The organism is Fulvivirga ulvae (assembly GCF_021389975.1).
In the GTDB taxonomy this organism is placed as follows: Bacteria; Bacteroidota; Bacteroidia; order Cytophagales; family Cyclobacteriaceae; genus Fulvivirga; species Fulvivirga ulvae.
This window is the reverse complement of record NZ_CP089981.1, coordinates 61,351-79,335: the sequence shown is the minus strand read 5'-3', so window position 1 is coordinate 79,335 and position 17,985 is coordinate 61,351. Positions and strand designations below refer to the sequence as shown.

Sequence of the window (17,985 nt, the reverse complement as noted above, 5' to 3'; positions counted from 1 at the left end):
GAGAGGTGAGCCAAAAAACAGTCCTGTTTAAATAAACCCATGCCTGTATCCAAATATAGCATCACTCTTGATCATTGAGCAGGTCTTTGAAAAAAGGCTCAAGCTGCTCTGCCATTTGCTTATGCTCTGCTATAATAGGGTGCCAGGTACATCCTGTAGGGGAAACCGCAGCAAATTCGAAAATTGATACAGCATCTGTACCTAAGTTTTCCTTGACTTTCTTCAGGCACGCCATCAAGGTATCACCTTTTGCACCGGAAACCATCGGGCTGGTTAATAAAGCCACTTTGGTATCCGGATAATGGCTGAAGATGGTTTTTACGAATTTCGTGTAGTTACCAATAAACTTTTCTTTATCAAAAGGCAATCTCGGTTTTACGCCATCACCGTCCGACAGGTCATTGGTACCCAGGCATATGCTTACCACATCAGGGTGCACAGTGAAATCGGCTTTTTTGGAGCTGTCGGTGTTCAGGTACAGGTTTTCATAAACCTGCGGCATGATGGGTTCGTCAATATTTTCATCATTCCAGTTTCTGTACATACCGATACCGGAAAAAGAACTTAATTTAAACGAGGCATTCAGCGCCCTGGCTACCCGCGGCCCATACGCCAGATAGGCATTGTGCTGATCAAACCATTCCCCCGATCCGCAGGGTAAATCTGTGGTGTCGGCACCCATGCCACATGTGATCGAATTGCCAATAAACTCAATGAATCCATTGCTGCTTTTTTCAATGGGTGATATTTTTTGAGCTTCAGCCCCAAGAAATATAACAGTACCATTAGCTGCCTCTGTTGCCTTATAAACCCCAATTGCGGATTGCTTTTTGTCTAACTTCAGCGGAATAATTTCATCATCCTGCCCAACTCTGAAACGCCCCATGTACTTGCCATCAACTTCCAGCACGATATAACTATGGGATGCTTCCCTCGACCTTGCATGAATACTTACCGAGTCACCCTCAGCCATAAATTCCACAGAAGAGCCGGAACCAATTAAGGCAATTGTACTATCGGCAAGCAATTCGACCCGACCGTTAGACAAATAAGGGGAGACCTCGTTATTTTTGAGAGAATTCGATTCTTCCTGTTCTTTTTCGTTACAAGCAAGCAGGGATACCATTAAAAACAATAGAATACAATAGCGCATATCATCACATTTTTAAGCGAATAAAGTTACTTTATGGCGGGCTATTCTATTTGACCTAATTCATCAAATATTGATACGATTTAATGGCCTTCCCGGCGTTAACAATTATCAGCCTCTGCACCCTCATTCTCCGGTTTTTCTCATTCCCCGGTTTGTCCCCAGACAAACCGAATCTCCCCTCGTTCTGTCCCCTGACAGAACGAGGGCGACTAATCGGGAACGAACCTTACCCCAGTCTCGGTTCTGTCCCCCGACAGAACCCTACTCTGGTTTGTCCATCGAAAAATGAAATAACCACTTGAGGTCAGATGTGCACTCAGTGTGTTAAGTGTTAAAAATGAAGGTGAAATAGGCCAACAGAAACCACGCCCTTGCATACAAGCACACATTGGGAGAATAAAACCTTAATACAGAAGTGAAAAACTACAGAACCCTTCTTATTCCCTGGAATTCCGCCCTAAACTCACTTGGGGTGCAATTTTTAGCTTTTTTAAATACGCGGTTAAAGTTGGCAATGTTATTAAACCCACATTTAAAACCAATCTCACCGATACTCAGGTCAGTTTCAATCAGCCAACGGGTGGCATAGCTTATCCGCGTGTCGTTGGTGTACTCAATAAAAGTCTTTCCCGTACGCTTTTTTATAAAACGATTAAACGAAACCGGACTCATATTTACCAGGTCAGAAATTTCCGTCAAGGTTATTTTCCGGTCAAAATTCTCCTGAATATACGTGTAAACCTTTTCGATCAGCTTGCTATTTTCAAACTGAGAATTCCGCGAACTATAGGTGGAGAGCAACCTTTGATTTCTGGAATTGGCCAGATCCTGAAGGATGGAAATAAGCTCCAGAAAGTAATCTATGCTATCAATTTTGGATAGGGAGACTATCCTCGGCATAAGCTCTTTTGCTATTTTATTAGAAAATAATATGCCGTGGTTCGACCTGTTAAATAAATCCCTGATCGGTTTGAAGATCTGCCTGGAGAGCATTTTTTCATCAAAAAGGTCATTATGAAACTGAATGGTGATTTCATGTATGCTCGGACTCTGGCATTTATAAGTCTCCCAGCCGTGCTCTAAATTGGGCCCGACCATGACCAGCTCAATATCATCGATCTCCTCCATGCTGTCCCCAACTACCCTGCGGCAACCCTTACCATTATGAATGAAGTTTAGCTCATACTCAGGGTGAAAATGAATGGGAAAATCAAAATGCTGCTTAACCCGCTCAAATACAAGAAAACTATCCTGAGGCGCCAGTGGAGTTATTTCGCGATGTACATTTTTCCTGATCGTCGACATATACTTAAATTATGTTATTAAACAAGCTATTAGAGCAGCAGTAGTGGTCTGATGTGTAGTTTTGAAAACGATATAAGAAACTGATATTCAGTTATTTGAAATAAAAAGCCCTGTCCAAATAAAAGTAAATATTCAGATATATACACATTTTTGACAATTTTTGCATCTTTTTTGATAAAAAAATACAGGTGGCAGGTGGGGCATTTTGTGAAATTTGGAGGTTTATGGTTGGGAAGGTGTTGAATTAGCGTATCCTTATAAAGGAAGACCAACCCAAAAACAACAAATGAATTTCTGTAAATTACTTACATTCGGGGTTTGTCAATAATAGTTAGTTGTTATTCCACATTAATGAAGGATAATATAAAAATTAAGCCAGTAATAGAACTTTGTCCCTCAGAATACGCAAAGAAAGAATATGACTATCCCAATGGGACTGCTAAGGAGTTTGCAGACGGATGGAATAAGTATTGGCTAAAAAGTCTTTCTGATTCTGGAATTGATGCTGTAATGCCTTGCATTTTGGGTTATTTCTTTATTGAAGTTTCTAAAATATCTGATAGGAACCTCGAAATAATATTAAAAGGACAGCTTGAAAATGAAAAAGTTGAAGGTATATGTCCTTTAGACGGAGGACTTGTAATTTTTGTTGACGATGTTCCCGTTGTACAACCTCAATGTTGCTCTTCTTTAAGTGATTATCAAAACTGGATTGATGTGATAAATGAAACGTCCTCTGAATGGAAAGAGGTTTGGATTGGCCATCCTATGATCTATTTAAGAATTTTAAACAATAAACTCCAATTTTCTGAATTAACAGAAGATAGCGTTCCTAAAGAAAGGGTAGTAAATGAGTTTGATTTTTCACTATTTCAAAGAGAGCTTAAACGGGCTATTGAAGAGATTGAAGATTTTAAAAAACGAGTGGAGAGAACATTAGAAAGACTTGAATATAGTCAAATTAAGAGGATTTCTTATACACTGATAAATAACATGCACTAAACCCTCACCTGGTAGTTAAGTAACCGATATAAAAGAGGATTTTTGGTAGGGAGTGTATGAATACTAGCCTAATACTCTTCAAGAAGTTGCTTTCCGCAGGGAATAAAAGAATGTGATCAGGGCTAAATATTATATGAAAAGACTTGTTATATTAATGATCCTAACTATGTCTGGACAAGTAGCTCATTGCCAAAAAAGCAATATATTAATTTCCCATAATCAATTTTTTGAGATAAAACTGGGTGAAACAAGCTTTACAGATGCTGAAAAAAAATTGAGATTGCATTCATATAAAGAACCTAAACTTAACTTCAGAAGCATTAGGTGGAGGAGTGGGGGGTGCTCAACTTTGTTTACACATCAGTACTTCATAAAGTTGAAGGGTTCGAAGCTTCATGTGGTACTATTTGGTTACAAAACCGTTGATAGAATTCGGATCAGGTGTGATGGGCCTACTAAGTTATCATTTAATAGCATTACTCTTGGAAAGTCAAGGGTTGAAGATGTTAAATTGTCCAGAGATAAATGGGAAGAAGTTACTGACTTAAATGGTGAGTGGTACCTAACAAATGAATTTAATGGAATTTGGATTGATATACCTGGTGATGCCTCAGAGCTTCTAAAGAAAAATTGGATAAAGAAAAGAATTAACCAGATAACCTTGAGGAAGATGGATGGGTGAGTATTTCCTTTGAGCGTTGTTATCTTTTTGATGATAAGATGAACTCACATTAAAAGAAACCGAAGTAATAGTAAGGTCAAAACTCCATCTCCGTGTCGGAGAGGGTATTCTGGCCAAAGTTAACCTACATCCCATTGCCGGGTGAGGTCATACACCTGCAAGAAAATCCATCCCTAACCTATACCACGTCATTCCTATGTTTGAAGGAGAAAATATCCGGAATCCCGAATTTAAGAGGACCTGCTGAACCTGACCGGTGTAATATCTAACACGTGTCACGATTGATGCTGGGCGGTGTTAGGCACCAATTTCACTTGCTCCAAATTATTGATCAATCTGATTCTTGAATACTACTCATCTCAAGGAGGAGGAATTTTTCGCTAAAATCATTCGGCCGGATGTTTGGGTTATTACCTATTGCGAACTTCATTTTGTTGATATTAATGAATTCGATTATACCTAACATTCGAGCCTGTTCATTGCCTGTTGATTTCTCAGTAATAATCAAATCAATAAAATGTGGAGTTTGCGAACTGTCAATCTCATAAGTCATTTGGACTTGAGTTCCTTTCCTTTCCGATGATTTACCACCTAAGATTTGACCTTCAACTTCGAAAGTAGCAAAACCCTCTTTGTCTAGTGTTAGGCTTATGATTTTTCCGCTTTCTTCTCCGGTCCACTTACCAACATGTTTGTCGGAATTTGTGACAGTCTGAAAAGTCAGTAAGAATATCAAGAAGCCAATTATAGTTTTCATACCAATTTATTAATGATGTTCAGATATTTAGTCATTCAGTTTTTCTGCTGTTCGATGACGACATTAAAATGGATTTAGTAAAGTTAGATCAAAAATAGCACCGTCATTCCGGAATTTTCGCAGAGCAACGGAGAAAATATCCGGAATCCCGAACTAAAAAGCACTAACCAAACCTGACCCACCACCTGACTAATACCTACACACTAACTTCCCCCTTGAGGAAGATGTCCCGATTTTTTCTATCGGGACAGAAGGTGTTTAGCCTCAAAGGCAAGATTTCTCATGCCTAAGATTATTTTCTGTCTTTTATCGTACCCTATTCTTATTCAAGATAGATTTTATGAAAAATAGATTTGGTATGTATTTGTGCTATTGGGAAAGTTTTGGGTAGGTGTGTTGGCAAATTGAGTATATTCAAGTGTTTGATATATCCGGTTGTAGTCGCTTGTAAGCATTTTTAAATGGGTATATTGTTATATATCAGGTAATTGATAATGAACGACTATATAGGAAATAAATGTAATAACTTTATAACCATGTTAGGAACAATAGATGCTCAAAATGAAAATAGACATTTATACTCATGCAAAAAAGTAAAATAGGACGACCCGGAAAATCTCACTGTTGGCGTATTTAAATTTACGGACGTGACCTATCTTTACTTACTTAAAGAATGGCGAGGTAGATTATAATTTGACAGACACTACTATTAAACAAAGTAGAATGAATACCGTGCCTAACAACACCTATATACAATACCCTGAGGGATACTGCGTATAGCCAAACCGTTAGGCGGAATTTTGCACAGATGAAACTACAATTCAAAATACTAGGACAGACGTTTTTTTTGCTGCTAATTGGAACATTCTCTCTAGCACTGCCTTACCTATTTGTAAAGGGGGTCAACCCTAACTTTTGGAGCCATTGGGTTTGGGTGGCGTATTTCGTGATTATATTACTCTTTACCATTGTTTGGCTATGGTCACGAATTCTAACACAGTTAATTTCGGTTGAATTGACAAGCAACGAACTCAGATGCAAGAACATCATAACGAGAAATGAACGGACTCTAGAACTTTCTGAAATTGTCGGATTCAAAGATAGGTTTTTTAACGGCTACACTGTCTCATTTATCGGACGAACTGGAGAAACCCTACTAACTCTCCACGCACACTACTATTCGAATTTCGATAATTTCATGCAACTCCTGAACCTTGAACATCTAGGTAGACGACCGAACTACTTGAAACGGGGACAAACGGAAAATATGCTATGAATGGGGAGTATTGAAGGTTAGGATATTTTCGTGGGATTGGAAAGTCTGCCACAAATTTTAAAATTGAAATCATAGCTAAGCGTTAGTGGTCACTCCACTGACGCAAGCGTCCGCTTCTGTCTATTATTTGATAAGCCTAAAGATTAAACAAAGGGCCATTCCAAAGAACAGCCCCCAAAACCTAAAGCTTCTCCAATTCCTCCCAAAGAACCTTCAAATTAAAAAGAGCATTCTTTTCCTCCTGGTCAATACTTAGATCGGTGTGATACAGAGCCAAATTGTGGGTCATTTTTAGGGAAAAGATTAATTCATCAATACCCAGAAATTTAATACAACTAATAAATTCTTGTTCAGCAGGGGTTAGTGGGTTAAGAATTTTAGGGCCATCAACAGGCTCTAAGTGAGAGCCTTTGATGCAGGCTGTCGGACCATTCGAGTTTCGCATAATAAAATGGATTAGTAAGTGAATAAAAATAGGATAGGTCACTGCGAAACTCGTCAAAGCGGTGCTTTGATTGGTCTGCGGGACTTTCACCCGTATGCCTATCCAAGATTTTTAGTTTTAGCCAAGTGGTTACAAATAGCACCATTAAGTTTAATTATTATGACAAGTTTCGCACTTCAAATATAGGGATTTAACTAAAACTAGTGTTATGCAGGGGAGTAGTTTTTGTGGAGATGCCTGCCTCGATCGTCGCGGAGTCCTCTTCGAGAGACATCCGCTGGGAAGGAGAAGGGTATGGTGAGTAAGAGACATCGGTAGGGAAGAGGGACGAAGGGGAAGTATATGGTCTTTCTAAATACTACAGCGGTGAAGTACAGCAAGGTGCCCCGGATCGAGGGGATTCCAGATATTTTCATCACTTTCCTGCATAAAACACAACTCATGCACGAAAATTCTGGAATGACGAGCTTATAGCAGTTTGCTCCATTCGTCTTGGAGTGTGATAAAGTAAACCGAAGCAATCGCAACAAAGTCAAAACTCCCTCTCCGCGTCGGCCGCGTCGGAGAGGGCATGCCGGCTAAAGCTAACCCACAGCCCGCCCGCCGGGTGAGGTCATACACCAGCAAGAAAATCCACCCCTAACCCATACCACGTCATTCCAAACGCAGCGAAGCGGAGCTTTGGAATCTAATTACTATGCTGAAATATCAAAAATAAAAAATGAATATAAATAATTGTAAATCAGTGTTTTAATGGCGTTTTATTTCATAGTAAAGTCTACCATGATTTTCAGTAAATCAGAAATTTGCTCGGTTTTTGCCATGTTTTAAAATTTTCTCTTGATATATAATTTTTTCCTGCCGGACGCATTCAACGCTGGCCTTTTCCCTCATCCAAAGAAAAATCTTACCCAAGCAATCAGCGTTGTTCGCCAAATCCAAAGCCTGTAATCCGTGATGTTTCTTAGTGGGTGCTTAATATTTCCATTGCTCCATGTTTACTTCCTCGACTAGTTTGACACTATAATAGTTTGCTCATCCTGATTTGTAAATTTTTTGTTATTTATTTCAATATTTTGAGTAGTATTTTATATAAGTTTATTGCTCAAAACGTTATGCCCCAGATCATTAACCGTTATTAACAACCCAGAGAGCTTGGAAACATTACTTCTTGAAACTTTTCACCAAATGATAGAGGGTGACCTGAACCCTTTTATGACCGAAGTCAGGAATTTTAAAGAACTACTTAACGAAGAGGTTGAAAATGGGGCAAAGCTCTTGTCCTATAACCACACTTATTTTACAAAAGAGCATATAGAATACGTTGAAGCAAACAGCTATTACTTTAAAGGGCTTCACGATATCTACCCTATGCATTCAAAGCACCAGATCAGAAATGATAAATATCCGCATCTGCTGACCAGGGCGAGCGGCTTACCTGCCAATAGAAAAGTTATCAATACTTTCCAATATTATCCCAGCCAGTTCGAGTTGGTGATGGAAACCGACCACACCTCAATGGACAACCTGGAAAGCCGGTTTTATTATTACAACCTCTTGCTTGATCGGGAGTACCGCAGTGTCATAGATACATTGTATCGAAAATTATTTATCCTGTCAGATAAAGAGGATGTTAAAAAGTATGTGTCAAACATACAGTCTTTTCTGGAGCGGTATATAAACCTGATTGATACAAACTTCAACCCGACAGGATCCTCCGAATGGCATTTGATCATAGACACTGTCCTGGCCGAACGTGACCTGTTCAAATTAATGAAGCAATATCTGGAAGGCATGGTCTTTCACCTCTATACGAATTATAGGGAATACCTGGATTTGGAGCGCAGGTCATATTATTTCCTACAGCGTATTGCAATCAAAAATAAGTATAAGAAGATCGACTACATATATGAAGCGGCAGGCAGCGATTTGATTGACAATTCCCTAAAGGATGTGGTGCATGAGTTCATCACCAGCTTTGGGGATAATAAGAGCCAGATGCCCATGTCCAGCATTTGCCTGTTTGAAATCTTGATAGACCAGCTACACGTTATTTTAAGGGAAAATCGAGACCGCTCAAGCACCTATGTTTCCGGCCTGGTGTCCGATGCCTTTTTCAGGGAAGGATATAACGCCTACCCATTTGTATATTATCTTGTTGAACAACACGAGTCGGTGATGCATTACCTACGCGATCCCCACCGTATCGAATATCTAAAAGAAAGTATTGAGAAGTACAAGTCATTGTCTTCTACAAGCCAGTTCGTTTTCAACCCGCATTATGCACCTGTCCGGGAAGTGTTGATTTCATGGTGTCGAAATCAGATCAGTAATATTCAGGATGCCAGTGTACCACGGGAGACGTTTAAGATAACTTTTCCCGGCACGGTGTCAGAATTAGCAACACTATTCAGGGCATTGAAAGAAGTGGGGCTGTTTGGAAATATAAATGATATGGAATTTGCCCGAATATTGAGCAGTTTGTTTTGCACCGAACGTGTTGCCACCATTTCTGTAAGTAGCATTTACAATAAAAGCAGGGTTATTGACCAGAAAGCCATCTGTAATGTTCAGGCACACTTTAAGACGGCTATTGACAGTCTGGAACGACTAAAGTAGTTTCATCTCTTAGGCCATTGGTTCAGCCGGTGTACAGCGCCGGCTGAACGTAGTATATTCATCAGGCCCCGTAAAACTGAGTCATCAAACCCCTCCATCTCCCGGAGGTCAGGAACCCCATAGCTAATTACCTCTTCAAGGTTATGAAGTTGGTGCCGCTTCATAAAGCTCACCAGGCGGTCATCGTCCAGCTCATCAGCGGGCTGAGTTAAAATGTTTCTTTCCATGTTTTGCCAACTATTCTTCTATTTCCATTTGCCTAATATAGAAAGTTGAAGGTGTGATATGCAAAAAATCTTGTTTTGCATGCCTGACTACCTGTAGCTTGAAAAAAAATCCAAGAATTTATCCACAATTCAACATACTGTCAATCAGAGTTTTATATCAAAGGTTAACGAAAAACACGAAAGGTGTACAACCCAAAATTGTAAAAAAAATTATTTCTCTTTACAGCCATCAACAAAGCATTTATCAAAATGGAAGTAATCGTAATCGAGAAAGAAAGTTATAAGGAGCTGCTTGTACAGCTCCACCAGATGGTGATGAAAGGAACACGGGATGCCATCCGCGAGGCGCTTTCGGCGACGGATCCTACGCAGGATTGGGTATCTGCCCAGGAGGCAATGAAAATCCTAAACGTCAAGAAAAACAAGCTCATCGAGTTACGCGACCTGAGGGAAATCACATCGAGCTTGCACGGCAGGAAATACATGTACTCCAAGCGTAGTATGAATGCCTTTTTACAAAGAAATATAATCTGACCTTGTATGAAGAAGAGAAAGGAAGATCAGGACAGGCCAGCTACCAGACGTGACATTATGGAGCTACAGTCCAAGATGGAAAGGTGGTTTAAAAATTTGAATAGCCGACCAAATACCCCGAAGGCTTACACTGCAGCAAAATTCTCGGAGATAACCGGTGTAAAATACATCAATGTCATTGAGCAGTGTGTAAGAGGCCAGCTACGTGCCTATTACAACGGTTCCACCTGGATGGTTTACGAGAGTGAAGTAGAGAAAGGCAAACTGATCAACATACCATGCAGAAGACCTATCTAAGCCTTGAGGAACTAAAGGATAAATATAAGAACCTCCCCGAGCATAGGTGCTGGACTGCCGACGATATCCGAGCATGGTACGAAGCCTTTCGGATTAATGGCATCATCGTCAACGGGAAAATCCTCATAGAGGAAGGAAGTTACAACCAGCTCATAAAAAAATCACTGGAGGGCAGCTAACAGCTACACCGAAACAATAATCAAAAGCTATGCAAGTAATCAACTATTCAGGCTCGTTCCGGGCACTGGACAGGCACATTTATGCCTATAATTTACAGCAGGAAAGCCTTTCGGAGAAGTTGCGAGGGGGAGTAATCCTGACGGCCAAAGAGCTTATCCGCGTTTATGCGGCCTCCCTGTTCCACCTGAAAGTGAAGTCCGGACAGGAGCGGCTTCCGGCGCTGAGGACAAACAGCCCACAACTGGCCACGCTGGCACAGGTATCTGCCCGAACGATCAGGCGGCATATCGGAAAGCTGGAAAGTGCCGGGGTTATAGTCCGTAGGGTTTTCCATGGCACGCAGTCAGATTATGAGCTGGAGATCAATCCCGACCTGCTCTCGATAGCCCACCAGGCAGGTAAAGAAAGCGCACTGAAAAAAGTGGATAACCCCACCAAATTTCAAAGTCCCAAAAACCCTAAGTGGACAAAATGTCCGCTTACTGATACTGGTAACATTGAAAATAATATAGTAAAAGCTGTTGACAACTGTCTCTTAGAACAGCCTGATAGTGCTGAAAATGTACCTGGCAACGTTTTAAAGCGGCGTGAGCCTACGCTCACAGGTGTTGATAACCCTGTTAAGAAGCACATTGAACAGCTAGTTCCACTTGAAATTCAGTTAAAAGTAACTGAACAGGAAGTTTTATCAGGATACACCAGAGAAAAAGTTACAGGCCAAAATCAGTCCCAGCTCAGTAAAACAAAAAAACCTTGTGCTGAACAGAAAAAAAATATCAGCGCTGAAGAAATAATAACTGGCAACGACACGGCTGGAGTCCAGGAAACGGGAGCCATGCCGGGCGGTGCCCGTGAAACCAGAGAAAAAGTGCAGGAAATGCGGGAGACCAGAGACGGCAAAGAACACGACGACCATGGCGCCCGCAGCACTTTTCTCAAAAAGTATTGTGGCCAGCTCTGGAGCCTGGCTTTAGAAGTATTGTACAAAGACCGGTTCCTGACCGATAGCCAACTTGAAGCCGGTGAACGTGAGATCATGAAATTCTATGAGCCGGTAAGCACCGACAGATTGCCAAAGATTCACCAAATGTACGTTGAACGTGTCCAAATGGCAGCCAGGTTTATTGCCAAAGACCCGGAGAAACGGTATGTGCAACTTCCTGACCGATACTTTTCTGTCAACAATCCTACCGGCTTCAGAGGCACTAAAGCATGGTATGACAAGCAGAAAAAGCGTAAACAGGAGGTTCAGGCTAAATCAGTGTTACGTGCCCAGCTCCGCAGGCTCTCAAAAGCCAAAAAGAAAGGTTCACAAAAGGAGGCCCTGAGCCTGAGGCTTTTCAGGGACTGTGAAAGACAGATTGCCAAACTCAACCACCCCGGGCTTTTGGAGGAGTTTTACGCCGCCGTGATCAAGCCCGAGCTACTTAAAAAATAAATAATCACTTACATAAATCATAAAACTATGAAAACAGAGAAACCCTCAATCCGGAAGAAGCTGCAGGGCTACATGGAGAAAATAACAGTTGACCCGTTTGGCATTGAAGCGCAGGTAAACGAGAACATAACGAGCTTCTTTGAGGATCAAGCTGCCAGGACAAGCACTACCCGCGATGACCATTTTTTGGTGATCAAAAAACAGGAACAGCTAAAATCGTGGATAGTCGAAAAACGGAAGATTTTTCCTCTCTCAGTTAACGTACTGGTGAAATGCTTTGCCGGAAACTTTTATACCCCCAGCCTTGATGCAAAGATGATTACAGGTATTGCAGGTTACATCGAGTCATTTGCAGTTCAGAACGATATGCCGGAAGACCAGCTAAAGTTTGTCATCAGCATGGGAAGGACAACCCCTCTACTTCATGCCTTCCAGGGAAACATTCTTATCAGACGTGTTGCCCTTCAGGAACTCATAAAATATCTGAAATGAGCAAGAAGATAGAAAAAGTGCCGCCCGGTGGTTGGAAGCTCATCAAACACTCCCTAAGCAAGATGATCGTCTGGTTCGCAGACTCAAACATCCGGACAATGTACTCTATTGACTGGCGCAGCCGCTATTCAAAGTTCAGAAACAGGGAAACGGGGCTCAAACGGCTTCGAAAGAAGGTGGAAATCTACGGAGAGCAGGCAACGTCAGTGGAAATATATGACCTGGAGACAGGCCAATTAATTGAAAAATATATCAGGGGCAAAAAATCAGAAATTTAAATCCAAATCAAATGAGAGAAGTAAAAGCACTATACAGAAAATTAACGGCACCGAGTTCCTTTTTAGATAAATATCCCGAGTGCAGGCGCGACAATAAAATCCATGTTTTGTTTGTAGGCCCGTGCCTGTCTGGATCCGGATACTACAGGATGATCCTGCCAGCCCTGGAGCTGAACCGGACACGTACCCATTCAGCTATTGTTACGGAAATCCTAAAATGGAATTACAACAAATCATTTGATGACTACAACCATATCATTGATGCCAGGCTTATTCAATGGGCAGACTATATAGTATTGCCAGCGATCCTGACCAATGCAGCTTATTTTATCGATGGTATGAAGCGGGTGAAAAGTAGCATTAAGTTTATCATGGATATGGATATGAACTATCACGAAATACCAAGAGGCAGTACAGCATTCAAAAAGGTCACCGAGGTACATAAGCAATCACTGATAATCAACCTGCTAAAAGTAGAATTGATCACGTCCCCAAACAAATGCCTCTTAGCGTACTACAAGAAAAAACTACAGGAAACCGGGAGGGAAAACCTGCCCTATTTCCTCCATCTACCCAACGTACTTTCCCCTTATACCTTTCAGGAGGTGCCTTTGGAGCGCGAGCATGAAAACGAATCAACCCATATACTTTTGACGGGCAGCGGCAACCATTATGCGGATTTTAACAGTATTGTGGATGTGCTGAGAAGTGTCCTAAATGACTTTGGGAATAAAGTCAGGATTACATTTTTCGGGTGGAATGGCAAAAGCCCATCCGGGGACAACCTTTTAGAAGGAATAATATGCAGATTTGAGCGTTCAGTGAGCTTTATAGACTACTTTACCAAACTTCACTACCTCGATCCCGATATTCTGCTCCTGCCGTCCCTGGATATAGATTTTAATGTTTGCGGCAAGTCGGAGATCAAATACCTTGAAGCCGCCGCCCTGGGTGTCCCGGTAGTGGCCAGCAACAACGGCCAGTACAATGATGTTATTGTCGATGGTCATACCGGATTTTTGGCAGCGACATCGCAAGAGTGGCAGGAAAAAATTATTGCTTTGGTTATGGACAGGCACTTGAGAAAAAAGATTGGTTCAGCAGCGCAGGAATCCGCCTGGAAGAACCACTGTTTTACGAAAGTTTTTTCAAAGACCTTCGAAAGGGTATTTATTTAATCAAGAACTATGACTGTAGATGAAATTTTAGGGACACCAAAACTAAAGGCTGCTTATATATGGTTTCTTCAAAATTCCATACGTATGGAACGGGCAATATCGGTTAATGTCCCTATAGTACCTTCGGATATCAATCTGGTAAGCAATTATGACCGATCACTGGCTTACCTGTTAAAGGTAATGAGGCCGTTGATGAATGATGAATTGATCATTGTACGGATTGATGAGGTTTACGAAAGGCTAAAATCAACAATAGGTAAGGAAGGTATTCTGAAAGAAAGCACCGAACTGCTTATAATTGAGGAAGTCCTGAGTAACTAATAACGAATACAACAGTTACAATGTACCTGTCCTATGGCGCAGGTACATTCTTCCTCTGGCAAGAATGCCATGACCACTGCCTCCAACCGATTATAAGGTGTCAAGGAGAAACTATTTTTCAGACAATTAAACCTTTTTTATTTGACCTCATTAGTCTGTCTGGCTTTCCAGTTGATTTGGCAATCATGGGAGGAGAACATTGAGGAGTTGAGACAAATGGTTTTTCGACATCTTAAGGCAGCTTTAAAAGAAGCAGGGTTCAGCCTGTTCTGCAAGGGAATGATATAAAATTCATTTCCGTTGAGACAGATGATATAGATCGGTAAGTGAAAAACGGGTTCAAGCAAATTCCGAATTACTGGTTGCTTTCACATAAAAATGCCCAACCTTAGGTATTGCCCGGGCTTATTGGTCTTTGTATCTTGTTGACTTGGTATTACAACAAATTAATCCATTTTGGAATATGACGTTTACTCAAATTATACAAGATGAACTAACCAATTTGCCTTTAGTTAGACAAAAAGGGCATGATTTTCGTGAATTCTTATTTAAAAAACTCGAAGCTTTCAATACGCTTGTTCAGGAATCAAATAATCTTAGCGGTACTATTGACGGGATTCCTTTTAAGGAGCAGCTTTTCAAAAGAAGAAGTAATATATTGGTCAACGGGATAAAAGAAACGGTTAACAAATACTATGAAGGTGCTCCTCATAAAGCTTACGAAATCCTCTCGAAGACATTAAAATTGAGTGCAGTGATGTCTTATTTAGATAAGGAATTTAACATACCGCGTCTTTCCAGTTTCTTCCGTATAAGAGAGGTTGATAATAATTATCCTTTAAGTTCCAAGGAGATATTTCATATACCATTTCATATGCGAGAAAGAGTGGCTACGCAACGATTCAGTATACCAGGTTTGCCAACGCTCTATCTTTCGAATTCACTTTTTGTAGCATGGGAAGAGCTTGGGAGACCACCTGCTCACTTTATTCAAACTGCAAGATTTGTAAATGGTAGACAATTAAGATTGCTTGATTTAACCAATGATATTTATCAAAATGGACATTTAATTAAGGGAAATGAAGCACATGGATTTCAACTGCTTTATTTTGTTATGGTATGGCCACTTGTTGCAGCGTGTTCTATTAAATCCCCTGATAGGCACGTCCCTTTCAAGGCTGAATATATAATACCCCAATTGTTGCTCCAATGGATAAATAAAAATACATTGGATGGCGTCAAATATTCGTCAACTCACATTAATCCTCTCGTTCATAGACATCGAGGACATTTATACAATATAGCGATACCTGTAAAGACACATGATCAGTCAGTAGGCTATTGTGAGGAGTTGCTGACCCTGTTTAAAGTTACAAGTGTACTACCCATGCATCTAACACAATTTGCCGCGCCATATGGGCGGTTTTCAGAACAAGCTAGTGCTTCTGTTGAAGTTAATCCAGATGTTTATGAGCTTGAACTTATTTCGGACAAGAAACAAAATTACTCCGAAACAGCATTCGGTCAGATGGAACATTTGTTGAGAGATATGAAGCCGTATAAGTTAAGTGGGTCTTAGAAAAAGAAATAGATGCCGGAGGAAGTTCGATTTTTCTTATTTGTAGTTGGGAGGAGAGTGTTTCGGTTTTTTACTTAGTATCCAGTACTATTACTGAATGAAATTCATAAATGCAAAACTTTAAAATATGGCAACTCCAAGAGCAAAAACGCTACAACAAAAGTTGGGCTTTCTTGATGATGATCTGCGCAAACCTTTGCACGATGATCTGATGTTATGGCTTGACAACAATATAGAAACTGTTGTTAATCACTATTTTAGACCCACTAAAAATGAGATTGAAATTCAAAAAGAGGATCAATTTAAGAGACTTGACGAGGTGATTACTTATCAGAATAATCTTATTGAAAGGGAAGGAAGAGTGGATACATCATTGAATGCGCTTTCACTTCGTGAATCACTCAAGTCATCCTCTGAGGATCATGTTGGCAATAGTAACAATGAGAGTTCTTATAGTACGGTGTTGGCGAAAAAAAAGCTTGCCTTTATTGATGACTTCAAACGAAATCATTCTATTCCAGAGTGCCCATTTATAAGAAAAATCGAAAAAAAATGGGAATTACCTATTACTACAAATAATGTTGCAAAGTATGGAATCGGATTTATAGATTACGCCGCATCTTTTAATATACCCAAACTTTACCTCTATGGCCTGCAAAGGAATGAACGTATAAATAGCAGGGACTACGTAGGTATTGAAGAAGATAGATTGAAGTTTGGATTTGAAGCTCACAAGCACACTATTTACATTGAGGTGAAGACCGAGATCAAATCTTTGGGGGAGCTAATAAGACAGATCAATTTATACAAAGTATATCAGCCTGGCGAATACTATGTGTTATGCCCTAACAATGAATTTAAAGAAACTTTAGCCCAGCAAAATATTGGCTTTATAGAATGCCCATATCCAGGAAAATACGATTCCCAAACCTAACAGGTTGAGAGGCGTGCACACAAAATTATAAAATCATCCCTTTAGTTCAGAAGAGCTGTTGTCTCTGTCCTGGAGATCAGAATTTGTTCTTATGGAGTTTAGTCTTATTTTAAATCCAAAATGATTCAGAAATAGCATGATTTTAGACTGGAATTGGTTCTTTGCAGCTTTTGCCCAATGTGCTGCAGCGCTTATTGCCATACTTGGAGCATTCATAATCTCAAAATTGATTGGGGAGGGTGAAAAGGAAGAAAAATATGCCAAGATCATTAATGATTTGATTATTAAATATAATGATCTAACAAAACGGATTTCAGCCAGACATTTTGAGTGGTATGATCGTTCAACAATTCTGTATAGCCGTAGTATAAAAGATGCAATAACAAAAGGAGATTTTGACGAGTTATCCGATGATGAAATGATACCGAAAATGCGTGAGACAAAGCCAGAATTATTTGGAACAGAATCTGGTCTGGAATTGCTCAAAGAAAGAATTGAACAGTATAAACCCAGAAAAATAGATTATGAGGGCGTGTCTGTCACATTGCCTCCTATGCCTTTTTCAGATATTCCACCAAATGGTATCTGGGATAATCTTAATGAAGAAAAAGAAGTGATTAATCATTTAGAAATAGAGAGTAACACATTAATAGAAAAATTTAATGAGGTAAAACTTGATTTAACTGCATCAAAGGGCAATCTTGCCCCAATTAAGGTTACCATTTATATTCTTGCCATTGGTTTACTGTTTACAGTAATTTATCCTCTTCATTTTATGCCAATGAGAGCGAATGAAGTGCCTCAAATCGGATTTTCGGTAGCACTAGTTATAAGCAATCTCACATCTCTCAAAGGCATCCTATTAATTTTATTGACTTTAGTTATAGAAGGGATATTTGGTTACTTTTTATGGATTGTCAGTAGAATTGAAAAAAAGTATTTGAATACCTTCAATAAATTGGATGGCAAATATTTTGATATTTCAACCTATTCCCAATATTTCCGGGTTTAGGGTCCTTAAGTCACACATCAATGAATTGCATCTATTTTCACTTCTAGTTAAAAACATCGGACACTGTAATGGAAATAGGAAGCCTAATGTCTAACAATTTGTGAATCAACAAGCTAGTTAAAGGTGGATATTTTGAGTAAACAAAGTGTTTGCGAATAAGTTTCTTTATTTATACTTTAAGTTGCGAAAGCCTTTTTTATGGCTCTGGAAGATGCGGGTTAGCCAAAATGTTAAAGCTTGTCTTATAAAGAATAAAAAGAATTATGAGGGTACTGG

19 protein-coding genes are annotated in these 17,985 nt (G+C 40.0%); 14 read left to right on the top strand and 5 right to left on the bottom strand.

All coding sequences use genetic code 11. From position 1 onward, the window contains the following. Positions 1-61: 61 nt before the first annotated feature. Together LVD17_RS00350 and LVD17_RS00345 are read right to left on the bottom strand one after the other, a co-directional pair. Complete coding sequence (locus LVD17_RS00350) at positions 62-1,153, bottom strand: SGNH/GDSL hydrolase family protein (protein ID WP_233763885.1); 1,092 nt, start codon at positions 1,151-1,153, stop codon at positions 62-64. A 423-nt stretch (positions 1,154-1,576) separates the two neighbouring features. Then, positions 1,577-2,458, bottom strand: a complete 882-nt coding sequence (locus LVD17_RS00345; RefSeq protein ID WP_155172093.1) for an AraC family transcriptional regulator — start codon at positions 2,456-2,458, stop codon at positions 1,577-1,579. Positions 2,459-2,809: 351 nt separating this feature from the next. Between LVD17_RS00345 and LVD17_RS00340 the strand changes: the two genes are divergently transcribed. Together LVD17_RS00340 and LVD17_RS00335 are read left to right on the top strand one after the other, a co-directional pair. Beyond that, entirely contained in the window at positions 2,810-3,460 is a 651-nt protein-coding gene (locus tag LVD17_RS00340) for a hypothetical protein (RefSeq protein ID WP_233763884.1), read from the top strand. Positions 3,461-3,593: 133 nt separating this feature from the next. Then, entirely contained in the window at positions 3,594-4,142 is a 549-nt protein-coding gene (locus tag LVD17_RS00335; RefSeq protein WP_233763883.1) for a hypothetical protein, read from the top strand. Between the two features lie 331 nt (positions 4,143-4,473). Here LVD17_RS00335 and LVD17_RS00330 read toward each other — a convergent pair whose 3' ends face one another. Together LVD17_RS00330 and LVD17_RS00325 are read right to left on the bottom strand one after the other, a co-directional pair. Beyond that, positions 4,474-4,899, bottom strand: a complete 426-nt coding sequence (locus LVD17_RS00330; protein ID WP_233763882.1) for a hypothetical protein — start codon at positions 4,897-4,899, stop codon at positions 4,474-4,476. 1,457 nt (positions 4,900-6,356) lie between these two features. Further along, positions 6,357-6,620, bottom strand: coding sequence for a hypothetical protein (locus LVD17_RS00325; RefSeq protein ID WP_233763880.1), 264 nt, complete (start codon positions 6,618-6,620; stop codon positions 6,357-6,359). 1,155 nt (positions 6,621-7,775) lie between these two features. On the opposite strand from LVD17_RS00325, the gene LVD17_RS00320 reads away from it, so the two are divergent. Then, positions 7,776-9,239, top strand: a complete 1,464-nt coding sequence (locus LVD17_RS00320; protein ID WP_233763878.1) for a hypothetical protein — start codon at positions 7,776-7,778, stop codon at positions 9,237-9,239. A gap of 2 nt (positions 9,240-9,241) precedes the next feature. Here LVD17_RS00320 and LVD17_RS00315 read toward each other — a convergent pair whose 3' ends face one another. Next, on the bottom strand, positions 9,242-9,466 hold the full coding sequence (locus LVD17_RS00315; RefSeq protein WP_233763876.1) for a hypothetical protein: 225 nt from the start codon (positions 9,464-9,466) through the stop codon (positions 9,242-9,244). Between the two features lie 249 nt (positions 9,467-9,715). On the opposite strand from LVD17_RS00315, the gene LVD17_RS00310 reads away from it, so the two are divergent. From LVD17_RS00310 to LVD17_RS00260, 11 genes are all read left to right on the top strand, one after another. Then, a complete protein-coding gene (locus LVD17_RS00310) occupies positions 9,716-10,000 on the top strand; it encodes a helix-turn-helix domain-containing protein (RefSeq protein WP_233763875.1) in 285 nt (94 codons plus the stop codon). A gap of 6 nt (positions 10,001-10,006) precedes the next feature. Beyond that, on the top strand, positions 10,007-10,297 hold the full coding sequence (locus LVD17_RS00305) for a hypothetical protein (RefSeq protein ID WP_233763873.1): 291 nt from the start codon (positions 10,007-10,009) through the stop codon (positions 10,295-10,297). Continuing rightward, on the top strand, positions 10,279-10,476 hold the full coding sequence (locus LVD17_RS00300) for a hypothetical protein (RefSeq protein WP_233763871.1): 198 nt from the start codon (positions 10,279-10,281) through the stop codon (positions 10,474-10,476). Before LVD17_RS00305 ends, LVD17_RS00300 begins: the two co-directional genes overlap by 19 nt. A 29-nt stretch (positions 10,477-10,505) precedes the next feature. Then, positions 10,506-11,915, top strand: a complete 1,410-nt coding sequence (locus LVD17_RS00295) for a helix-turn-helix domain-containing protein (RefSeq protein WP_233763870.1) — start codon at positions 10,506-10,508, stop codon at positions 11,913-11,915. Positions 11,916-11,942: 27 nt separating this feature from the next. Next, on the top strand, positions 11,943-12,407 hold the full coding sequence (locus tag LVD17_RS00290; protein ID WP_233763869.1) for a hypothetical protein: 465 nt from the start codon (positions 11,943-11,945) through the stop codon (positions 12,405-12,407). Continuing rightward, positions 12,404-12,685: a hypothetical protein gene (locus tag LVD17_RS00285; protein WP_233763868.1), complete on the top strand. Its 282-nt coding sequence runs from the start codon at positions 12,404-12,406 to the stop codon at positions 12,683-12,685. Before LVD17_RS00290 ends, LVD17_RS00285 begins: the two co-directional genes overlap by 4 nt. 11 nt (positions 12,686-12,696) lie before the next feature. Continuing rightward, on the top strand, positions 12,697-13,863 hold the full coding sequence (locus LVD17_RS00280; RefSeq protein ID WP_233763867.1) for a glycosyltransferase: 1,167 nt from the start codon (positions 12,697-12,699) through the stop codon (positions 13,861-13,863). Positions 13,864-13,872: 9 nt separating this feature from the next. Next, on the top strand, positions 13,873-14,184 hold the full coding sequence (locus tag LVD17_RS00275; protein ID WP_233763866.1) for a hypothetical protein: 312 nt from the start codon (positions 13,873-13,875) through the stop codon (positions 14,182-14,184). A gap of 463 nt (positions 14,185-14,647) precedes the next feature. Next, positions 14,648-15,763, top strand: a complete 1,116-nt coding sequence (locus LVD17_RS00270) for an RES domain-containing protein (RefSeq protein WP_233763865.1) — start codon at positions 14,648-14,650, stop codon at positions 15,761-15,763. Between the two features lie 127 nt (positions 15,764-15,890). Continuing rightward, positions 15,891-16,697 carry a hypothetical protein gene (locus LVD17_RS00265; protein ID WP_233763864.1) on the top strand — a complete coding sequence of 269 codons (807 nt, stop codon included), beginning with the start codon at positions 15,891-15,893 and terminating at the stop codon, positions 16,695-16,697. 136 nt (positions 16,698-16,833) lie between these two features. After that, the gene (locus tag LVD17_RS00260) at positions 16,834-17,709 is read left to right on the top strand and encodes a hypothetical protein (protein WP_233763863.1); all 876 of its coding nucleotides are present in this window, start codon (positions 16,834-16,836) and stop codon (positions 17,707-17,709) included. Positions 17,710-17,985 lie beyond the last annotated feature (276 nt).